Annotated in this window: 26 protein-coding genes; all 26 read left to right on the top strand. The window is 30.4% G+C overall.

Features of this window, described 5'->3' with window-relative positions; genetic code table 11:
* Positions 1–342: 342 nt before the first annotated feature.
* Positions 343–1962, top strand: coding sequence for a transcription termination factor Rho (gene rho, locus IC758_RS18435; RefSeq protein ID WP_227436272.1), 1620 nt, complete (start codon positions 343–345; stop codon positions 1960–1962).
* A 151-nt stretch (positions 1963–2113) separates the two neighbouring features.
* The gene (rpmE, locus tag IC758_RS18430) at positions 2114–2314 is read left to right on the top strand and encodes a 50S ribosomal protein L31 (RefSeq protein WP_003421397.1); all 201 of its coding nucleotides are present in this window, start codon (positions 2114–2116) and stop codon (positions 2312–2314) included.
* Between the two features lie 144 nt (positions 2315–2458).
* A complete protein-coding gene (locus IC758_RS18425; RefSeq protein ID WP_227436270.1) occupies positions 2459–3352 on the top strand; it encodes a DUF1385 domain-containing protein in 894 nt (297 codons plus the stop codon).
* 17 nt (positions 3353–3369) lie between these two features.
* Complete coding sequence (gene prmC / locus IC758_RS18420; protein ID WP_227436268.1) at positions 3370–4221, top strand: peptide chain release factor N(5)-glutamine methyltransferase; 852 nt, start codon at positions 3370–3372, stop codon at positions 4219–4221.
* A 43-nt stretch (positions 4222–4264) separates the two neighbouring features.
* Positions 4265–5329: a peptide chain release factor 1 gene (gene prfA, locus IC758_RS18415; RefSeq protein WP_227436258.1), complete on the top strand. Its 1065-nt coding sequence runs from the start codon at positions 4265–4267 to the stop codon at positions 5327–5329.
* Positions 5330–5457: 128 nt separating this feature from the next.
* A complete protein-coding gene (locus IC758_RS18410; RefSeq protein WP_227436256.1) occupies positions 5458–6138 on the top strand; it encodes a ZIP family metal transporter in 681 nt (226 codons plus the stop codon).
* Between the two features lie 28 nt (positions 6139–6166).
* Positions 6167–7207, top strand: coding sequence for an L-threonylcarbamoyladenylate synthase (locus tag IC758_RS18405; RefSeq protein WP_227860660.1), 1041 nt, complete (start codon positions 6167–6169; stop codon positions 7205–7207).
* A 16-nt stretch (positions 7208–7223) separates the two neighbouring features.
* Positions 7224–7673: a low molecular weight protein arginine phosphatase gene (locus IC758_RS18400; RefSeq protein WP_227436252.1), complete on the top strand. Its 450-nt coding sequence runs from the start codon at positions 7224–7226 to the stop codon at positions 7671–7673.
* Between the two features lie 16 nt (positions 7674–7689).
* Entirely contained in the window at positions 7690–8142 is a 453-nt protein-coding gene (gene rpiB / locus IC758_RS18395) for a ribose 5-phosphate isomerase B (RefSeq protein WP_227436250.1), read from the top strand.
* 35 nt (positions 8143–8177) lie between these two features.
* Complete coding sequence (gene upp / locus IC758_RS18390; protein ID WP_227436248.1) at positions 8178–8807, top strand: uracil phosphoribosyltransferase; 630 nt, start codon at positions 8178–8180, stop codon at positions 8805–8807.
* Between the two features lie 291 nt (positions 8808–9098).
* The gene (gene yqeB, locus IC758_RS18385) at positions 9099–9914 is read left to right on the top strand and encodes a selenium-dependent molybdenum cofactor biosynthesis protein YqeB (protein WP_227483593.1); all 816 of its coding nucleotides are present in this window, start codon (positions 9099–9101) and stop codon (positions 9912–9914) included.
* Between the two features lie 227 nt (positions 9915–10141).
* Positions 10142–10579, top strand: a complete 438-nt coding sequence (locus IC758_RS18380) for a deoxycytidylate deaminase (RefSeq protein WP_227436245.1) — start codon at positions 10142–10144, stop codon at positions 10577–10579.
* A 199-nt stretch (positions 10580–10778) separates the two neighbouring features.
* Entirely contained in the window at positions 10779–11006 is a 228-nt protein-coding gene (locus IC758_RS18375) for an AtpZ/AtpI family protein (protein ID WP_227436243.1), read from the top strand.
* A gap of 4 nt (positions 11007–11010) precedes the next feature.
* Positions 11011–11397 (top strand): ATP synthase subunit I, encoded by a 387-nt coding sequence (locus IC758_RS18370; RefSeq protein ID WP_227436241.1) that lies wholly within the window; start codon positions 11011–11013, stop codon positions 11395–11397.
* 2 nt (positions 11398–11399) lie between these two features.
* Positions 11400–12104, top strand: coding sequence for a F0F1 ATP synthase subunit A (locus IC758_RS18365; protein WP_227436239.1), 705 nt, complete (start codon positions 11400–11402; stop codon positions 12102–12104).
* A 70-nt stretch (positions 12105–12174) separates the two neighbouring features.
* Entirely contained in the window at positions 12175–12435 is a 261-nt protein-coding gene (gene atpE, locus IC758_RS18360) for an ATP synthase F0 subunit C (RefSeq protein ID WP_021386434.1), read from the top strand.
* Positions 12436–12558: 123 nt separating this feature from the next.
* Positions 12559–13056 carry a F0F1 ATP synthase subunit B gene (gene atpF, locus IC758_RS18355; RefSeq protein WP_227436237.1) on the top strand — a complete coding sequence of 166 codons (498 nt, stop codon included), beginning with the start codon at positions 12559–12561 and terminating at the stop codon, positions 13054–13056.
* Positions 13053–13598, top strand: coding sequence for a F0F1 ATP synthase subunit delta (locus IC758_RS18350; RefSeq protein WP_227436235.1), 546 nt, complete (start codon positions 13053–13055; stop codon positions 13596–13598). Before atpF ends, IC758_RS18350 begins: the two co-directional genes overlap by 4 nt.
* A 16-nt stretch (positions 13599–13614) precedes the next feature.
* Entirely contained in the window at positions 13615–15117 is a 1503-nt protein-coding gene (gene atpA, locus IC758_RS18345; RefSeq protein WP_227436234.1) for a F0F1 ATP synthase subunit alpha, read from the top strand.
* Positions 15118–15144: 27 nt separating this feature from the next.
* Positions 15145–16023 carry an ATP synthase F1 subunit gamma gene (gene atpG, locus IC758_RS18340; protein WP_227436233.1) on the top strand — a complete coding sequence of 293 codons (879 nt, stop codon included), beginning with the start codon at positions 15145–15147 and terminating at the stop codon, positions 16021–16023.
* Positions 16024–16035: 12 nt separating this feature from the next.
* The gene (gene atpD / locus IC758_RS18335; RefSeq protein WP_227436232.1) at positions 16036–17430 is read left to right on the top strand and encodes a F0F1 ATP synthase subunit beta; all 1395 of its coding nucleotides are present in this window, start codon (positions 16036–16038) and stop codon (positions 17428–17430) included.
* Positions 17431–17432: 2 nt separating this feature from the next.
* The gene (atpC, locus tag IC758_RS18330; RefSeq protein ID WP_227436229.1) at positions 17433–17693 is read left to right on the top strand and encodes an ATP synthase F1 subunit epsilon; all 261 of its coding nucleotides are present in this window, start codon (positions 17433–17435) and stop codon (positions 17691–17693) included.
* 472 nt (positions 17694–18165) lie between these two features.
* Entirely contained in the window at positions 18166–18546 is a 381-nt protein-coding gene (acpS, locus tag IC758_RS18325; RefSeq protein WP_227436228.1) for a holo-ACP synthase, read from the top strand.
* A gap of 14 nt (positions 18547–18560) precedes the next feature.
* Entirely contained in the window at positions 18561–19022 is a 462-nt protein-coding gene (locus IC758_RS18320; protein ID WP_227436219.1) for a CBS domain-containing protein, read from the top strand.
* Between the two features lie 20 nt (positions 19023–19042).
* Positions 19043–19633 (top strand): germination lipoprotein GerS, encoded by a 591-nt coding sequence (gene gerS, locus IC758_RS18315; protein ID WP_227436217.1) that lies wholly within the window; start codon positions 19043–19045, stop codon positions 19631–19633.
* 14 nt (positions 19634–19647) lie between these two features.
* Positions 19648–20805, top strand: coding sequence for an alanine racemase (gene alr, locus IC758_RS18310; protein WP_227436215.1), 1158 nt, complete (start codon positions 19648–19650; stop codon positions 20803–20805).
* The last annotated feature ends 15 nt before the right edge of the window (positions 20806–20820 follow it).

Genomic DNA, 20820 nt, shown 5'->3' with positions numbered 1-20820 from the left:
AAACCATATATAACTTGATGTAGTTAAAAATTTACAGAATTCTAGTTATGTATGGTTTTTAGAATTTATAAAGATAAAAAATAATTTTTATAATAGTTGCATATTTTAAGGGAAAATATTATTATAAGATATAAATATAGTGATAAATTTATAAAAACGTGCTAAGATTGGACTTGAGATATAATAAATAAATGGATAATATGGATAATAATGTTTTAAATTTTATTTATTGACCATAATGTATAAATAGTGATATTATTAGACTTAACTGTTTGAATAAAACTTTTCTTTTTCATGCCTTCAATTTCCAAAAAAAAAGTATGTATATAAATGAATATATAGATGAGGAGGATTTTTTTGATTTTAGATGATAAAGTATTAGAAGGATTGGGTAGTAAAACATTAGTTGAACTACGAGAAATAGCAAAAGAATTAAAAATAAAATCAATTACTACATATAAGAAAAATGAGCTAATTGAGATTATAAATTCTAAGAGCAAGAACGAAGTAAAAACAAGTGATATTAAAGTGAGTGAAGAAATTAAAGATAAAAATGAAAATATAAAAGAAGACATAAAAAATAGAAAAGAAAATATAGAGAGCGAAAGCATAGAAAAAGAAGTTGAATATAAGAGCCCTGCCAAATCATATAACAAAAAAGATATGGATAATCAAAATATTTCCCAAAGCCAAGATAACAGAAACCAAAAAAATGATTATAATAAGACATCAAATACAAATGATTACAATAAGGCGTCAAATACATGTAATAGAATGGTCAGAAATAATAATAAAAACTATTATATGCCTAAACAAGTTGATGAATCTAAGATAGTAGATGAATTTAACACATCAAAGGAAGATGAAGTGGTCGGTGTACTTGAGATTTTACCAGATGGATTTGGTTTTTTAAGAGGCTCAAATTATTTATCTACTGAAGGCGATGTATATGTTTCGCCATCTCAAATAAGAAGATTTAATATGAAAACAGGAGATAAGATTAAGGGTATAACTAGACATCCAAAAAGTGGAGAAAAGTTTAGAGCACTTTTATATGTTCAAAAGATAAATGATGAAAATCCTGATACAGCTATACAAAGAAATGCATTTGAGACATTGACACCAATATTTCCAGAAGAACGACTTACACTGGAAACAAATAGAAATGAGATAGCCACAAGAATTATAGATTTAATTTCTCCTATAGGTAAAGGACAAAGAGGATTGATAGTCGCACCTCCAAAAGCTGGGAAAACAGTTCTTTTAAAAAGTGTCGCAAACAGTATAGCTAAAAACCATCCAAATGTTGAACTTATAGTACTTCTTATAGATGAAAGACCAGAGGAAGTTACTGATATGAAGGAATCTATTGAAGGAGATGTTATATATTCTACTTTTGACCAAGTATCAAGTCATCATGTTAAGGTTGCAGAAATGGTATTAAATAGAGCTCAAAGACTAGTTGAACACGGTAAAGATGTAGTAATATTACTAGACAGTATAACTAGACTTGCAAGAGCATATAACCTTACAATATCTCCTACAGGTAGAACTTTATCTGGAGGTATTGACCCTGGGGCACTTCATGGACCTAAAAAATTCTTTGGAGCTGCTAGAAATATAAGACAAGGTGGTTCCCTGACAATACTAGGAACAGCATTAGTTGAAACTGGTTCTAGAATGGATGATGTAATTTTCGAGGAATTTAAAGGTACAGGAAATATGGAATTACATTTAGATAGAAAATTAGCTGAAAAAAGGATATTCCCTGCAATTGATATTTATAAGTCTGGGACAAGAAGAGATGACCTATTGCTTGATGATGAAGAAAAAACAGCTCTTTGGAGATTAAGAAGAGAAATGAGTAATAATTCAGTGATGGAAATCACAGATAAAGTCATTGAACTTATAAAAAGAACCAAAGACAATAAAGAATTTGTAAAATCGATAAAGAGTTTGTAAAATCAAGGAATAATTGTAAAAATAGATTATATAAAGTAATAGAAAAATCACTTGAATGGCATAATAAGTTATGCTATAATAATGTAGTTGATAATGTAAAAAGAAAGTTAATATAATTAATTTTTTTAAATAAAGAGAAGAGGTGACTATAATGCAAAAGGAAATACAACCAAAATATAATCCAGTTGAAGTGCGTTGTGCTTGTGGGAACACATTTGTTGCTGGTTCAACTAAGGACGAAATAAAAGTTGAAATATGTTCAGAGTGCCATCCATTCTATACAGGAAAACAAAAGAACATAGAAAAAGGTGGAAGAATCGACAAATTCAAAAAAAGATTCAAAATGGACTAATTTTTATAAAAGTGGAGTTGGAGGAAGCCAACTCCTATTTTATTACAAAAAAAGGTTCATATTCTACTTTAAATTGTCTTTTTGTATTATAATAATAAATATGTTAAATTAAGTATTTAAAATGCAATTGAATGAGGTGAGTGGATGGGAAAGCAATCTGTAGGTGGTCAAGCTGTTATTGAAGGCGTAATGATGCAATCAAAAGATAAAAGAGCTGTAGCTGTTAGAAAAAGTGACGGAGAAATAGCCTTAAAAGAAGATAGAATAAAAAGTTGGGTAAGAGATAAGAATATAGACAAGATACCTTTTATTAGAGGTTCTTTTGTTATGATAGATACAATGATTCAAGGAATAAAGAGCTTGAACTTTTCTTCAGAGTTTTTTATGGAAGAAGCTGAAGAGGACAAATTTGACTTATTTATGAAGAAGATTTTTAAAGATAAGGCAAATGATATACTTATAGTATTTTCCTTGGTTATAGCCATGATACTTTCAGCTGGTTTATTTATTTTTATACCTACACTAGTAGGAGGGGCTTTTTCTAAGGTAATACCTAGTGATTTTATGCTCAATTTAATAGAAGGTATTATAAGGATAGTTATATTATTTGCATATATAGTATTGATTTCTAGAAGTAAGGATATAGAAAGAGTATTTCAATATCATGGCGCAGAGCATAAATCCATATATTGTTATGAAAATAATTTGGAACTTACAGTAGAAAACGCTAGAAAATTTAAAAGACTTCACCCTAGATGTGGTACAAATTTTTTGTTTATAGTTATGGCTGTATCAATAATACTATTTGCATTTTTTGGTTGGCCAAATCCAATACTTAGGATATTTATGAGAATCATATGCGTTCCTATAGTAGCAGGATTATCTTATGAAGTAATTAGAATTCTTGGAAAATACGACAATGGATTTACTAAGATTATTGCATATCCAGGTATGATGTTGCAATACTTTACGACTAAAGAGCCTGATGATGAGCAGTTAGAAGTAGCTTTAGAAGCATTAAAGGCAGTAGTAGATTAAAGAAAAGGGTATTTATTATGACGATAAAAGATATAATTATTAAATATTCAGAGGAATTTAAAGGTATAAGTGATACTCCAAGACTAGATACAGAATTATTGTTACAAAAAGCATTAGGTGACGTTGATAGATTGTATATTCACTTAAATCTAAGTAAAGAATTAACTGAAGAACAGAAAACAGAATTTATAGGTTTTGCAGAAGAAAGAATAAATGGAAGACCAATAGCATATATAGTTGAAAATAGGGAGTTTATGGGACTAGATTTCTTTGTTAAGGAAGGAGTATTAATCCCAAGACCAGATACAGAAACTTTGGTAGAAGAAATAATTGAAATATGTAAAGGTAGAAAGAATGTAAGCATACTAGATATAGGTACTGGTTCAGGTGCGATTACAGTTAGCTTAGCAAAATATATTGAAAATTCTAAATTGATGTCTTTTGATATATCAGAAACAGCCTTAGAAATAGGAAAGAAAAATGCTATTATAAATGAAGTTGATGAAAAAATAGAGTACATTAAATCAGATTTATTTACAGTATTGAATAATAGTGATATAAAATTTGATATTATAGTTTCAAATCCACCATATATAAAAAAACAAGACATAGAAACACTACACACACAAGTTAAAGATTATGAGCCATATAATGCACTTGAGGGTGGAGAAGATGGATTGGATTTTTATAGAAAAATAACAGAGCAAGGTAAGAAATATTTAAATCAATGTGGAATATTAGCATATGAAGTTGGTCACAATCAAGCTGAAGATGTAATTAATATTATGAAAAGTAATGGATATAAAAAAATATATACAAAGAAGGATATACAAGGCATTGATAGAGTTGTTATAGGATACAATATATGATATAATCAACAATTGATATGTTACATTTAATCGAGGTGAAAGTATGTTAAAAAAATTAGAGGTATTGGAAGATACATATAAAGACTTAAGTGAAAAAATAGGTGATCCTGATGTAATAAATGATCAAAAAGTTTGGCAAAAGTATATAAAAGAACATGCTGACTTAGAGCCTATTGTTATGAAATACAGAGAGTACAAAAGCGTTTTAGATAGCATAAAGGAATCAAAAGAAATTTTACAAGAAGAGTCAGACGAAGAGTTAAGAGAATTAGCTAAAATGGAACTATCTGAAATGGAAGAAAAAGTAGCTCCAATAGAAGAAGAAATAAAAATACTACTATTACCTAAAGACCCTAATGATGACAAGAACGTTATAGTTGAAATTAGAGGTGGAGCTGGAGGAGATGAAGCAGCTCTATTTGCAGGTGATTTATTTAGAATGTATTCGAGATATGCTGAGAGAAGAAGATGGAAAATAGAATTATTAAGTGCTAGTGATACTGGAGTGGGTGGATATAAAGAAGTATCTTTTATGATAAAAGGTAAAGGAGCTTACTCAAGATTAAAGTATGAATCTGGAGTTCATAGAGTTCAAAGGATACCATCAACTGAATCTGGTGGAAGAATACACACATCAACTTCTACTGTTGCAGTATTACCAGAGGTTGAAGATGTAGAAGTTGACATAAATCCAAATGATTTAAGAATAGACGTTTTCCGTTCTTCAGGTAATGGAGGGCAAAGTGTCAATACTACTGACTCTGCTGTTAGGGTAACACACATACCTACAGGTGAAGTAGTATCTTGTCAAGATGGAAAATCACAATTAAAAAATAAAGAGCAAGCTTTAAAAATATTAAAAGCGAGACTTTACGATAAAGCATTGGCAGAACAACACAAAGATATAGCAGCAGAAAGAAAAAGCCAAGTCGGAACTGGTGACAGATCAGAAAGAATAAGAACATATAATTTCCCTCAAGGTAGAATAAGTGACCATAGAATAAATTTAACTTTATATAAGCTAGATGCATTCTTAGATGGGGATATAGATGAAATGATAGACGCTTTAATTACTGTTGACCAAACAGAAAAAATGACTGCAATATAAGGAATGTTTTAAAAGAGCTGTTTCTTTCTAGAAATTATTTTCTATTTTGAAACAGCTATTTTGCATTTTAGGTCATGTTATCATATTCTACTGTATATAATTGTTATATACAAGTACAGGAGGGTTATATGATACTAAAAGTAACAATAATTGGACTTTTGGCAGGTGTTATAGGGACAGGATTAGGAGGAGTTATATCAGCTATCTTTAAAAGAGAAGTTGATAAATACCTAAATTTCTTTATGGGATTGTCTGGCGGAATAATGTTGGCTGTAGTAGTATTTGATTTGATGAAAGAATCCATGGATAAAATGGGAGTAATCAATACAGTTATATTTACATTTGTTGGAGCTCTCATAACTATGTACATAAAAACAAGATTGGATGTATCTGGAAGTATGGCATCTGGATATCTTATATTCATAAGTATATTACTACATAATTTACCAGAAGGATTGGCTATTGGTTCTTCTTTTATGTCAACAGAAAGCTTAGGTATCACTCTTGCTATAGTAATAGGTCTACATAACATACCAGAAGGATTAGCTATGGCATTGGGTCTGATATGTAATAAAATGAGGATGAGTAAAGTTATTTTATTTACAATAATAGCTGGATTGCCTATGGGTCTAGGAAGTTTTTTAGGTGTTTATTTTGGAGGAGTGTTTACTTCTCTTATAGGTGTATTTCTTGCTACAGCAGGAGGTACAATGATGTATGTTGTATTGGAAGAAATTTTTCCGCATTCAAAAAGTGTGTATTGTATAGTTGGTTTTTTGTTAGGTACAATAATTGTAAACTATATCTAAAATTAAAATGAAAGCAGGCATACGAAAGATGAAGACTATTATAAGTAATATTGATATAAATAATATTGATTATGAGGAAATAAAAATACAAGCAAAACTTCTTAGAGAAGGTAAGACGGTTATTTTTCCAACTGAGACAGTATATGGATTAGGTGCAAATGCATTAGATGAAAATGCAGTAAAGAAGATTTATGAAGCTAAAGGTAGACCTAGTGATAATCCACTTATAGCCCATATTTATGAAAAAGAAGAAGTTTATGATTTAGCTAAAGATATAAGTGATAAAGCTAAACTTGTTATGGAAAAACTTTGGCCAGGGCCTATAACCATAATACTAAATAAAAAAGATATAATTCCATATAGAACTAGTGGAGGACTTGATACAGTTGCAATAAGAATGCCTTCTCATATTATTGCCAGGGCAATAATAAAAGAAGCAGGCATACCTATTGCAGCTCCTTCTGCAAATATATCAGGGAGACCATCCCCAACAAAAGCGAAACATGTATATGAAGAAATGAATGGAAGAGTTGATGGAATAGTTTTAGGAGGAGATAGTAACTTTGGACTAGAATCAACTGTATTAGACCTTACAGAAGAGATTCCTATGATATTAAGACCTGGAAGTATAACTAAAGAAGTCTTAGAAGAAATTCTTGGTGAAGTAAGGCTTGACCCATCATTAAGTAAAAAAGAAGATAATCAAAAAGCCAAGGCTCCAGGAATGAAATATAAACATTATTCACCAAATGCAGACGTATATATTATATCTGGCAAAAGGGAGAATGTAGCAACAAAGATTAATGATATGATAAAATCTAATAAAGAAAAAGGTCTAAAAACAGGTGTAATGTGCATTAGTAGAAATAAAGAGTTTTATAATGGAGAAGTAATAGATTTGGGGAGTACTCTTGAGGAAGTAGCAAGTAATTTGTTTGATGCTCTCATAGAAATGGATAAAAAAGGTATGGATGTTATATATTCTGAGGAATTTCCTAAGAGCGGTGTCGGACAAGCAATTATGAATAGATTACTTAAGTCAGCAGGATATAAAGTAATAAAAGCTTAAAAAGGAGTTGTGAAATATGAATATACTTATTGTATGTACAGGAAATACTTGTAGAAGTCCTATGGCTGAAGTTATATTAAAGAAAGCTATTGAGGAGTCTGGAAAAAATATTGAAGAATATTGCATATCCTCAGCGGGTATATCTACAGCAAATGGTATGGATGCTTCTAATAATTCTATAGAAGCTTTAAAAGAGCTTGGAATAGATTTATCAAATCATAAAAGTAGAGTAATTACTAAGGATTTATTAGATAAATCAGATATCATACTAACAATGACTAAATCTCATAAAGAAATTTTAGTCCAAGCAGTTCCAAAATGCAAAGAAAAAGTGTATACTTTTAAAGGGTTCGCAAATCAGGATGAGTCAGATATATCTGACCCATTTGGTGGAAGCTTGGATACTTATAGAGATACTATGAAAGAAATAATATATTCTGTCAACCAAATAGTAAAAAATATATAAAACGGAGGATAAAGAAATGAAAATAGGATTAGGCTGTGACCATGGAGGATATAATTTAAAAAAAGAAATAATAAACTATTTAGAAGGAAAAGGGATTGAATGTGTAGATTATGGAACTAAGAATGCTACAGATTCTGTTGATTATCCTGCGTATGGAGAAATAGTTGCAAATGCAGTTATAGATAAAGATGTAGATTATGGAATATTATGCTGTGGTACAGGGATAGGAATATCTTTAGCTGCCAATAAAGTTCCTGGAATAAGATGTGCAGTTGTATCAGATGTATTTTCTGCAAAAATGTCAAAAGCACACAATGATGCAAATATGTTGTCATTAGGTGAAAGAGTTTTAGGTAAAGGTTTAGCACTTGAAATAGTTGAGGCTTGGATTAGTACAGATTTTGAAGGTGATAGACATGCTAGAAGAGTAAATATGATTAAATCAATAGAAGAAAAACACAATAAATAATAAAAATTACAGTTTTATCAGGAGGAATTATCAAAATGAGCAAAGTGGTAGAGACAAACCATCCATTAATACAACATAAACTAACTTTAATGAGAGATAAAAATACTGGTTCTAAAGATTTCAGAGAACTTTTAACTGAAATTGCAATGCTAATGGGATACGAAATAACAAAAGATATACCATTAAAAGATGTAGAAATAGAGACTCCTATTCAAAAAACATCATCTAAAGTTGTTGCAGGTAAAAAACTAGCTATAATTCCAATTTTAAGAGCAGGGCTTGGAATGGTAGATGGTTTAGTAAGTTTAATGCCTGCAGCAAAAGTTGGTCATGTAGGATTATATAGAGACCCAGAAACATTAAAACCAGTTGAATATTATTGTAAACTTCCTCAAGACATAGGAGAAAGAGATATAATAGTAGTTGACCCTATGCTTGCTACAGGAGGTTCTGCTGTTGCAGCAATAGATTTACTTAAATCTAAAGGAGCTAAAAGTATAAAATTAGCTAATTTAGTAGCTGCACCTGAAGGAATACAAGAAGTACAAAAATATCATGATGATGTTGATATATATGTTGCATCAATTGATGAGAAATTAAATGAACATGGATATATAATTCCTGGTCTTGGTGATGCAGGAGACAGATTATTTGGAACTAAATAAAAATTAATAACTATAAATATTTATTGGGAACTTTCTTATATAGTAAAAATTATTTAATATAAGGAGGTTCCTTTTTATATGTATTTTCTCATAATAAGAATTCTTGAATTGATAAATTTCTCGAATTGAGAATAAAAAGCTTTTACCAATTAATAAAGAATGGCTATTTTACTTGAGTTTACAAATTATGAGCAATTTTAAATATGGCATGTTAGTTGCTTACGATTAAATTGATATATATTAATTGAGTTTAAATTAAAATATTAATGATATTATTGGGAGTGATAATACATGAAAAAATGTATAGTAGTAAGAGGAGCTGGAGATTTAGCAACAGCAGTTATACATAAGTTACACAATAGTGGTTTTAAAGTGGTTGCATTAGAAATAGAAGAGCCTTTAGCAATAAGAAGACAGGTCTCTTTTTGTGAGGCTGTATATGAAAAGGAAGTTACTATTGAAGGTATAGATTGTAAACTTTGTAAAAATAAAGATGAAATCGAAAAAACGTTATCTCAAGATAAAGTAGCACTTATTGTAGACCCAAAAGGAGAAAAACTATCTGAGATAAATCCAGTTGTTTTGATTGATGGAATATTAGCCAAAAAAAATTTGGGTACAACTAAGGATATGGCTCCACTTACAATAGCTTTAGGACCTGGATTTTGTGCAGGAGAAGATGTTGATGTGGTCATAGAGACAATGAGAGGTCATAATCTAGGAAGAATAATAACCAGTGGTAGAGCTGAAAAAAATACAGGAATACCAGGTGCAATAAAAGGGATTTCTAAAGAAAGAGTAATACACTCAGAACATAGCGGAATAATGGAAAATGTATGTAAGATAGGCGATATAGTTGAAAAGGGTGATTTACTTTGTTATATTAATGATTATGGACAAAAATATGAAGTTAGAGCAACAATATCTGGAGTTCTTAGAGGATTACTAAAAGAGGGAGCAAAAGTAAATAAAAATTTAAAAATATTAGACATAGACCCTAGAAAAGAGGAAGTTAAGAATGCTTTTACCATATCAGATAAAGCTAGATGTATAGCTGGAGGGGTTTTAGAAGCCATATTAAAAAATGGAATCTATCCAATAAATTAATTTATGATAAATAAGACTATTAATATTTCATTAAGGTGATATAATAAATTTAATAGATTAAGGAGAGCATATAAAGGGTATTTAAAATTTAAATGGTAAAAATGCTCTTTTTTTATTGGACATTCAATTGACATGTGTATATAATATAAAAATAAGTATTTATTTAGGAAGAAATCTAATAAATATATATGAGACCAGTACATAAACAAAGAGGAGAAAAGTAAATTATGAGACCATCATGGGATGAATACTTTATGGAAATTGCAGAAGTGGTAAAAAAGCGTTCAACTTGTATTAGGAGACAGGTAGGAGCTGTTATTGTAAGAGATAAACAAATTCTAACAACTGGATATAATGGTTCCCCAAGAAATCTTGAACATTGTGAAAATATTGGGTGCAAAAGACAGGAACTAAATATTCCTTCAGGAGAAAGACATGAACTGTGTAGGGCATTGCATGCTGAGCAAAATGCTATAATACAGGCTGCCCATAATGGTATTAGTGTAGCTGGAGCAACTTTATATGTTACTACAAGACCTTGTGTTTTGTGTGCAAAAATGTGCATAAATGCAGGGATATTGAAAATTGTTTATGAAGGCGATTATCCAGATGATATGTCTACAGAATTGTTAGAAGAAGCAGGAATAGAACTTATAAAATTCTAGTAGATAAATTTTTAGTGAATAATTTTAGAATGACAATAAACGATAAAATTTGACACTGAAATACATGCTCATGAAATGATTAAAAGAAAGTGTTTGAAAAATAATCAGATTAGTAGTAAGATATATTTTATAATTAAATAAATTTATGATATAGATTAATTACATGTTATTTATTTTGTAATAATGAGGGATACTATTTATGAGTAAAAAAAATACACATATGGAAATTGCAAAGCTGTTTAGTTTAATAAGTCAGATAGGATTGATGATTGTAATATCAATATTAGGATGTACTTTCTTAGGAAAATTTTTAGATAGTAAATTAAATACAAGTCCAGTTCTAACAATAATATTTTTACTGTTAGGGGTTGGAGGTGCTTTTAGTGGTGTTTATAAAACTCTGATAGTATATACACGAAGGAAGTGATATATTGGATATAAAATTACTTAACCAAGTAAGGTCAGTAACAAAGGGTATAGTAATATTTGATGTAATTTTAATTGTGCTAATGTTGATAACATCAACATTAAGTAAGCCAGTATTTTTAGGACTTATATTTGGCTCTATAATAGCTATGTTAAATTTTAGATTATTAGCAATCTCACTAGAAAAAACAGTGTCATTGCCAGCTGGAAAAGCACAAGCTTATGCATCAGCACAATATACCATTAGGCTATTTATAATGGCAGTTGTTCTATTTGCTTCAGCTAAGGTTCCACATTTAAATATAATCGGAACAGCACTAGGATTATTGAGTACAAAGTTTGTCATATTATCAAAAAACTTTATAAATAAATTAAAGAGGAAGGAGGCGTAAGTATGAGTCAAGCGCATTATTATCTCATAGGAAACTTTAAAATTAGTGAAACAATACTAGTGAGTTGGGGAATAATGGCCTTTTTAGCGATAGCATCTTATTTTTTAACTAGAAATTTGAAAAAAGTTCCAACCAGTAAAGTTCAAATATTTTTGGAATTTGCAATAGGTGGTCTTGCTAAAATGGTTACAAATGTTATGGGTAAAAACACAGTAAAAAGAATGCCATATATGATACCATACATAGGAAGTTTGTTTTTATTTTTCGCGTGCTCAAATTTAAGCCCATTACTTGGATTAAGATCACCAACAACCGACCTAGATACAACTGCTGCATGGGCAATGATTACATTTTTTATGATTTATTTTGCAGGAGTTAAATTTAAAGGAGTATCATACTTTAAAGAATTGGCTCAACCACTTGCCATAATGTTACCAATTAACATTATAGGTGAGTTAGCTAGACCAATATCATTAAGTTTCCGTCCATTTGGAAATATCTTAGGTGGAACAATTATAATGGGTCTATTTTATCAACTTTTAGGTTTTATATCTAGTCTAATACCAGGATTATCAATACCAATTGGACAGATACTAATACCAGTACCATTACACTTGTACTTCGATTTATTTGCAGGATTGTTACAAGCATATATATTTATAATGTTAACAATGGTGTTTATATCAAGTGCAGGGGAATTAGATTAAGAAATCAACTTATATTAAGATAAAAAATAAAAAACAATTTAAATTTTTAAATTTTAAGGAGGAAATAATTATGGAAACAGCAATAGTAGCGGCAGCATCAGCAATAGGAGCAGGAATAGCAGTTGCAACAGGTATAGGTGCAGGAATTGGTCAAGGTGTAGCAGCAGGTAAGGCAGCAGAAGCAGTAGGAAATCAACCAGAAGCTAAAGGTGATATAACTTCAACTTTATTACTAGGTGTTGCTATAGCAGAGTCTTCAGCAATATATGGCTTGGTTGTATCAATAATACTTCTATTCGTAAATCCATTCTTCAAATACTTAGGAATGTAGATTTAGTCCTTAAATATTTTGAGATAGGTTTTATAGATAAATCATCTCAAACTTATAATCATGAGATGAATTTTATCATCTCGTGATTATAAGTAGTTATGATTTATGGAAAGGAGGATAATTATGGAGAAAGCACTAGTAGGTATAACATGGGAATTTGTATTCCAAATTGTTAATACTTTTATAATATTTTTACTTCTAAGAAAGCTTTTATTTAAGCCAGTTTTAAATATAATCCAATCAAGAGAAAATGATATTAAAAATGACTTAGCAGAAGGCGAAAAAGCAAAAAACGAAGGATTGGCACTAAAAAAAGAATATGAGTCAAAAATCAATTTTGCTAAAGACGAAGGTCAAGAAATCATAAAACAAGCAACTATAAGAGCAGAGAAAAAATCAGATGACATAATAAGTACTGCAAAACAAGATGCTCTTAATATAAAAGATAAAGCAAGCAAAGATATAGAACAAGAAAAACAAAAGGTTATGAATGAAATTAAGAGTGATATATCAAATATAGCACTACTTGCAGCATCTAAAGTTATTGAAAAAGATTTAGATAAATCTAAACATGAAGAATTGATAGAAAACTTTATAAAAGAGGTAGGGGAGGCTAAATGATAAACGTAGTAGCAAATAGATATGCCGAAGCCCTGTTTCAATTAGGAGAAGAAGAAAATTCAACTGATATATTATTTAAAGAATTAGAAAAAGTAGTAGATATGATGACTAAAGTTAGCAAAGATTTCTACAAAGTTTTAAAATCACCATTAGTTTCAAAATCAGAAAAGAAAAACTTGGTAGAAATCATTTTTGATAAGGAAGTAAGCTCTAACATAAAAAATTTCTTAAAAGTTTTGGTAGATAAAGATAGAATAGCGTTTTTGGAAGACATAGAGTTAGCTTATAAAGACTTATTAAATAAGAAAAATAATATAATTGATGGTGTCGCAATAAGTGCGATTCCAATGAGTGAAACAGATATTAAAGAACTTGAAGTTAAACTTTCAAACAAATACAACAAAAATGTTACTATAGAAAATGTAGTTGACAAGACTATACTAGGGGGAGTTCTAGTTAGACTTGGAAATGAGCAGATAGATGGCACTGTAAAAACTCGTCTAGATAAGATGAAAGAAAAGCTATCTGAAGTAATATCTTAAGAATGGCGGTGAACCCATGAACTTAAAACCTGAAGAAATAAGTTCTATAATTAAACAGCAAATAAAGAATTATGAGAATAAAGTTGAATTGACAGATACAGGTAGTGTTTTAACCGTTGGGGATGGTATAGCTAGTGTATATGGATTAGAAAAAGCTATGTCTGGTGAGTTACTAGAGTTCCCAGGTGAAGTATATGGTATGGCACTTAACTTAGAAGAAGAAGTAGTTGGAGCTGTTATACTTGGAGATGACAGTGGAATAAAAGAAGGCGATATAGTTAAGAGAACTGGAAGAATAGTTGAAGTTCCAGTTGGAGAAGCCTTAATAGGTAGAGTTGTAAATTCTCTAGGTCAGCCAATAGATGGAAAAGGACCTATAGCTTGTACAAAAACTAGACCAGTTGAATCTGAAGCACCTGGTATAATAGATAGAAGATCTGTTTATGAGCCATTACAAACAGGTATAAAATCAATAGATTCAATGATACCAATTGGTAGAGGTCAGAGAGAGTTAATAATAGGTGACAGACAAACTGGTAAAACATCTATAGTTGTCGACACTATATTAAATCAAAAAGGAAAAGATGTTATCTGTATATATGTAGCAATTGGGCAAAAACGTTCTACTATAGCTCAATTAGTTAGCTCATTAGAAAAAGGTGGAGCTTTAGACTATACAATAGTAGTTTCAGCAACAGCATCTGAATCAGCGCCACTTCAATATATAGCACCATACGCTGGAGCAGCTATGGGTGAAGAATTTATGTACAATGGAAAACATGTGCTTATAGTATATGATGATTTAAGTAAACAAGCCGTTGCATATAGAGAAATGTCATTATTACTTAGAAGACCACCAGGACGTGAGGCATATCCTGGAGATGTATTCTACTTACATTCAAGATTACTTGAAAGAGCAGCTAAGTTATCTGATGAATTAGGAGGAGGCTCAATGACTGCCTTACCTATAATAGAAACTCAAGCTGGAGACGTTTCTGCGTATATACCAACAAATGTTATATCTATAACAGACGGTCAAATATACTTACAACCAGAATTATTCTATTCAGGTGTAAGACCAGCAGTTGACCCTGGTATATCAGTATCGAGGGTTGGTGGTTCTGCGCAAATTAAGGCAATGAAAAAAGTTGCAGGTACATTGAAACTTGCATATTCACAATATAGAGAGCTTGCAGCATTCTCACAATTTGGTTCTGACTTAGATGAAGATACTAAAAAGAGACTTGCTCAAGGTGAAAGAATCGTTGAGATATTAAAACAAGGTGAGCATCAACCAATAAAAGTTGAAAATCAAGTTATGATAATATACGCTGTTATAAATAATCACTTGGAAGATATTCCAATAGATAATATAGCTAGATTTGAATCAGAATTGTATGCATTTGTAGATAATAATTATCCAGAAATATCAAGAAAAATATTAGATGGAGAAGACTTCACTCATGATTTAACAGATGCAATAAATGAATTTAAAGAAAAGTTTGTTGTTGAAGTATAATCCTTTTTAAAAAAGGAGGTAAATTAATTGGCAGGAGCTGGAATTAAAGCGATTAAAACACGTATGGGGAGTGTTGAAAGTACAAAACAAATAACTAAAGCAATGGAACTTGTTGCATCTTCTAAGCTTAGAAAAGCAAAAGAAAAAGCTGAAGATTCAAGAGAATACTTTAATACTTTGTACGATACAGTAAAAGATATTGCCCAAACAACACGTGGAGTTAGAAATGAATTTTTAAAAGTAAGAGAAGTAAAAAATAAATGCTATATAGTGGTAGCTGGAGATAGAGGTCTTGCAGGTGGATACAATTCCAATGTATTAAAGGAATCTGTATCTCACATGGAAGGAAAAAAAGAAACAGTTATCACAGTAGGAAAGAAGGCACACGAGTTTTTTTCTAAGAGAAATTACAATATAGCAAAAGATATAAATAGTGTTGAAGCTTGTGGATATGAAGAAGCGATAGAAATTTCACAAACTGTTATTGACCTGTATAAAAAAGGTGAAGTAGATGAAGTTTATATAGCTTATACAAAGTTTAAATCAGCGTTATTACAAGAAGTTGAAGTTTTAAAATTGCTTCCATTGGTGTTTGAAAAAGATACAGATGACCATGGAATTGTAATAAAAGAAGAAAAACAAAATAAATCGAAAGTACAATATATACCATCAGCAGAAGCAGTCTTAAGTTATATTGTGCCTCAGTTTGTATCAGGTACAATATATGGTGGGATTTTAGAATCTTTTGCATCAGAGCAAGGAGCTAGAAGAACTGCGATGGAATCAGCCACAGATAATGCGAATGAAATGCTATCTAATTTAGAGTTAAGTTATAACAGAGCAAGACAGTCAGCTGTAACTCAAGAAATAACAGAGATAGTTGGTGGAGTTGAAGCTCTAAAATAGGGAGGTTAGGAAATGGCAAATGTAGGTGAAATAGTACAGATTGTAGGAGCTGTACTAGATGTTAAGTTTGATAATGAACAAAGCCTACCTAACTTATTAAATGCGTTAGTAATAAAGTTAGGAGATAAAGAAATAGTTGCAGAAGTTGCTCAACATATAGGTGATGATACAGTAAGATGTATCTCTATGAGTGCAACAGATGGACTTGTAAGAGGTATGGAAGTTGTAGATACAGGAGGACCAATAAGTGTTCCTGTTGGAGATGAAACTTTAGGTAGAATATTCAATGTTCTTGGAAAACCAGTTGATGGAAAACCAGCTCCAAAGTCTGCGCCTAAGTTACCTATACATAGACCAGCACCAGCATATGACGAACTAGAAACTACAGCTGAAATACTAGAAACAGGTATTAAGGTAGTTGATTTGCTAGCACCATATCTGAAAGGTGGAAAAATAGGTCTATTTGGAGGAGCAGGAGTAGGAAAAACAGTTTTAATACAAGAACTTATAAACAATATTGCTAAGCAACATGGTGGTATTTCTGTATTCTCAGGAGTAGGAGAAAGAACAAGAGAAGGTAATGACCTTTATGGAGAAATGAGTGAGTCTGGAGTTATAAATAAGACAGCTCTAGTATTTGGTCAGATGAACGAGCCACCTGGAGCAAGAATGAGAGTTGCTTTAACTGGACTTACAATGGCAGAACATTTTAGAGATGAGCAAGGACAAGACGTCTTACTTTTCGTTGATAATATATTCCGTTTCACACAAGCTGGTTCAGAAGTTTCAGCACTTCTAGGACGTATGCCATCAGCTGTTGGTTACCAACCAACATTAGCTACTGAAATGGGTGCACTTCAAGAGAGGATAACGTCAACTAAGAAAGGTTCAATAACATCTGTTCAAGCAGTATATGTACCAGCAGATGACTTAACTGACCCAGCACCAGCTACAACATTCTCTCACTTAGATGCAAAAACAGTTTTATCTAGACAAATATCATCACTTGGTATATATCCAGCGGTTGACCCTCTTGAATCTACATCAAGAATTCTTGACCCTAGTATAGTAGGAAAAGAACATTATGAAGTAGCCAGAGGAGTTCAATCAATACTTCAAAGATATAAAGAACTACAAGATATAATTGCCATACTTGGTATGGATGAATTGTCTGATGAAGATAAGTTAATAGTTGCACGTGCTAGAAAAATACAAAGATTCTTATCTCAATCGTTTACAGTTGCAGAGCAATTTACAGGAAATCCAGGTCAATATGTTCCTGTTAAAGAAACTGTAAGAGGATTCAAAGAGATACTTGAAGGTAAACATGATGACTTACCAGAGTCAGCATTCCTGTTTGTAGGTACAATAGAAGATGCTGTTAAAAAAGCGAAGGGAAGTATGTAGTCATGGCTAGTGAATTTTCATTGAAAGTTGTAACTCCAAATGATACATTTTATGATGGAGAAGTTGAAATGATAGTAGTTAGAACTACAAAGGGAGACAAAGGGGTATTGAAAGGTCATATACCATTTGTTTCAGGCATACCTGTAGGGACTTTGAAGATAAAAAAAGATGGAAATTTTAAAGAAGCAAAAATATCAGAAGGATTTGTTAATGTAGATCAAAATAAAACCGTTATATTGACAGAATCTGCTGAATGGATTTAATAACTTAATATAAAACATGAAAAGTCATTTTTACTAAAAATATTTTTGGTCAAAGTGACTTTTTTATGTTTTGGTGTTAATAAAATAATAACAAATAGAGTGTAAAGTATGCAGAAAATGTACTGACAATAAATTCACAAAATGTTTGAATTTACTGCAAAATTATGTTGTAATTAATAAGATAAAGAAAGTTTAGATAGATTATATAGAAGTGAAAAAATATTCATATAAGGAATCTATATAAAATTTTTATAAAATTTAAAAAATTTGCTTAGTTGTGTAGTATAATAAATAATATAATAGATTTACATAGGTTATTTATTATAAATAATTTTAAAAGTTACAATTTTATTATAATGATTATTAAATTGGGATAAGTAACATAAACTAAACAATAATAGGTATTATCAATAGTAAATTTATAAATTCATTATTAAATGGAAAGAGCTATTATAAATTTTCTGGAGGAAAAATGGATATATTTGATATTGGAGTAGACATAGTTGAAATTGACAGAATAAAAAAAGCTGTAGAAAAAAATAATCGGTTTTTAGAGAAAATGTTTACAGATAAAGAAATTGAATATTTTAATTCTAAAAATTTTAAGGCAGAAAGTATAGCTGGTAATTTTGCGGCTAAGGAAGCTATAAGTAAATCTATGGGTACAGGAATCAGAATGTTTAACTTTAAAGATATAGAGGTTCTCAGAAATGAAATGGGAAAACCAATAGTAAAAACTTATAATAATCTGGCAAAAATGTGCATAGATTATAATGTTTTAGAAATAAAAGTTTCAATATCACATTCAAAAGATTATGCTATAGCAAATGCGATAACTATAATTAAGGACTAAGGAGTGATTACACTATGATGGATAAAACAGCAAAAGAAATAATGACAACAGATGTAATAGTAGCAAAACAAGATGATAGTATAGCAGATGTAGCTAATATGCTAATTGCAGAGAAAATAGGAGGATTGCCAGTTGTAGATTCAGAAAATAAAGTTGTTGGAATAATTTCTGAGACAGACATTCTTAAAAAAGAAAAATATATAGAAGCACCTCTCTATATAAATTTATTACAAGGGCTGATTTTTTTAGATGATTTAAAAAAGGTAGAAAAAGACATAAAGCAAGTAGCAGCGTATAAAGTCGGAGAACTGATGTCTAAAGACATAATAAAAGTTCATGAAGATGATAAGTTCGATGATGTGGCTAATATAATGATTAAAAAATCAATAAACAGAGTTCCTGTAGTAGATGATGACAATAAAATTAAAGGTATAATCTGTAGATATGATATAATAAAAGCTTTATATAATGAATAAACTGAAGTAGGAGGTGTGATGTGAGAAAAAAGTGGACTATAGTATGTATTATGTTCTTGGCACTGGTTATAATTGTAATAGGATGCCAAAAACGACAGTCCACAAAAGAAGAAGTATACAAAGACTTTCAAAAGCAGATTTCTGATATGAATTCTTACAGTTGTAAAGCTGAAGTAGAAGTAGTTGGAAATAAGAGCCCACACAATTATGTTTTAATTCATACTTATAAAAAAACTGATAACTATAAATTAGAAGTAATTTCCCCAAAACACTTAAAGGGAAAAAGTATAGAGTATCAAGGTGATAAAATATTAGTTAAAAATCCAAATATCAGTGATATAGTGGAATTGCCTAATACAGGAAAAAATAATCAATATCTTTTTATAGGAGACTTTATAAAAAATTATCTTCAAAACGAAGAGATGAAAATAAAGTTATCCAAAGGAAATTTGGTTTTAGAGACTTTTATTCCTGGGGATAATAAATATTTTAATAAGCAAGTATTATATGTAAATGCTGACACAAAGAACCCTGAAAAGATGGAAGTGTTAGATAATGAAGGAGTGCCAAGATTTACAGTAAAATACAGAGATTTTGAATACAGAAACTAAGGGGGACTAAAGAAATGCAAAAAATAACAGTGCCTACATGGGCAGAGATAAATCTAGATAACTTAAGATTTAACTTAAAAAATATTAAAAATTTATTAGAAGAAGATATTAAGGTTTGTGGAGTAATAAAAGCTGATGCATATGGACATGGTGCAGTAGAAGTTGCAAAATTATTACAAAAGGAAAAAGTAGATTATTTAGCAGTAGCAAGAACTGCTGAAGGAATTGAACTTAGACAAAATGGTATAACACTTCCTATTTTGAACTTAGGATATACTCCAGATGAAGCTTTTGAAGATTCTATAAAAAATAAAATAACTATGACCGTTTATTCTTTAGAAACAGCACAAAAGATAAACGAAATTGCAAAATCTTTAGGAGAAAAAGCCTGTGTTCACATTAAAATAGACTCAGGAATGACTAGAATAGGTTTCCAACCTAATGAAGAGTCAGTTCAGGATATAGTAAAATTAAATAAATTAGAATATATAAATTTAGAAGGTATGTTTACTCATTTTGCTACAGCTGATGAAGTAAGTAAAGAGTACACTTATAAACAAGCTAATAATTATAAATTTATGTCTGATAAGTTAGATGAAGCTGGTGTAGAAATAGCTATAAAGCATGTATCAAATAGTGCAGCTATTATGGATTGCCCTGATTTAAGATTAAATATGGTAAGAGCAGGAATAATATTATATGGTCATTATCCATCTGATGATGTATTTAAAGAAAGACTAGAACTAAAACCAGCCATGAAATTAAAATCAAAAATCGGACATATAAAACAAGTTGAACCAGGTATAGGAATAAGTTATGGACTAAAATATACAACTACTAGTATGGAAACAATAGCTACAATTCCAATAGGATATGCAGATGGATTTACTAGAATTCAAAAGAATCCAAAAGTTATTATTAAAGGAGAAGTATTTGATGTAGTTGGTAGAATTTGTATGGATCAAATAATGGTTAGAATTGACAAAGATGTAGACATAAAAGTTGGAGATGAGGTTATACTATTTGGAGAAGGTGAAGTTACAGCTGAACGTATAGCCAAAGACTTAGGAACTATAAACTATGAAGTGTTATGCATGATATCAAGAAGAGTTGACCGTGTTTATATGGAAAATAATGAGCTTGTACAAATAAACAGTTATTTGCTAAAATAAAACCATGATATTATA

The organism is Clostridioides sp. ES-W-0016-02 (assembly GCF_020641035.1).
Lineage (GTDB): Bacteria > Bacillota > Clostridia > Peptostreptococcales > Peptostreptococcaceae > Clostridioides.
This window is presented reverse-complemented; position numbering and strand designations above follow the sequence as displayed.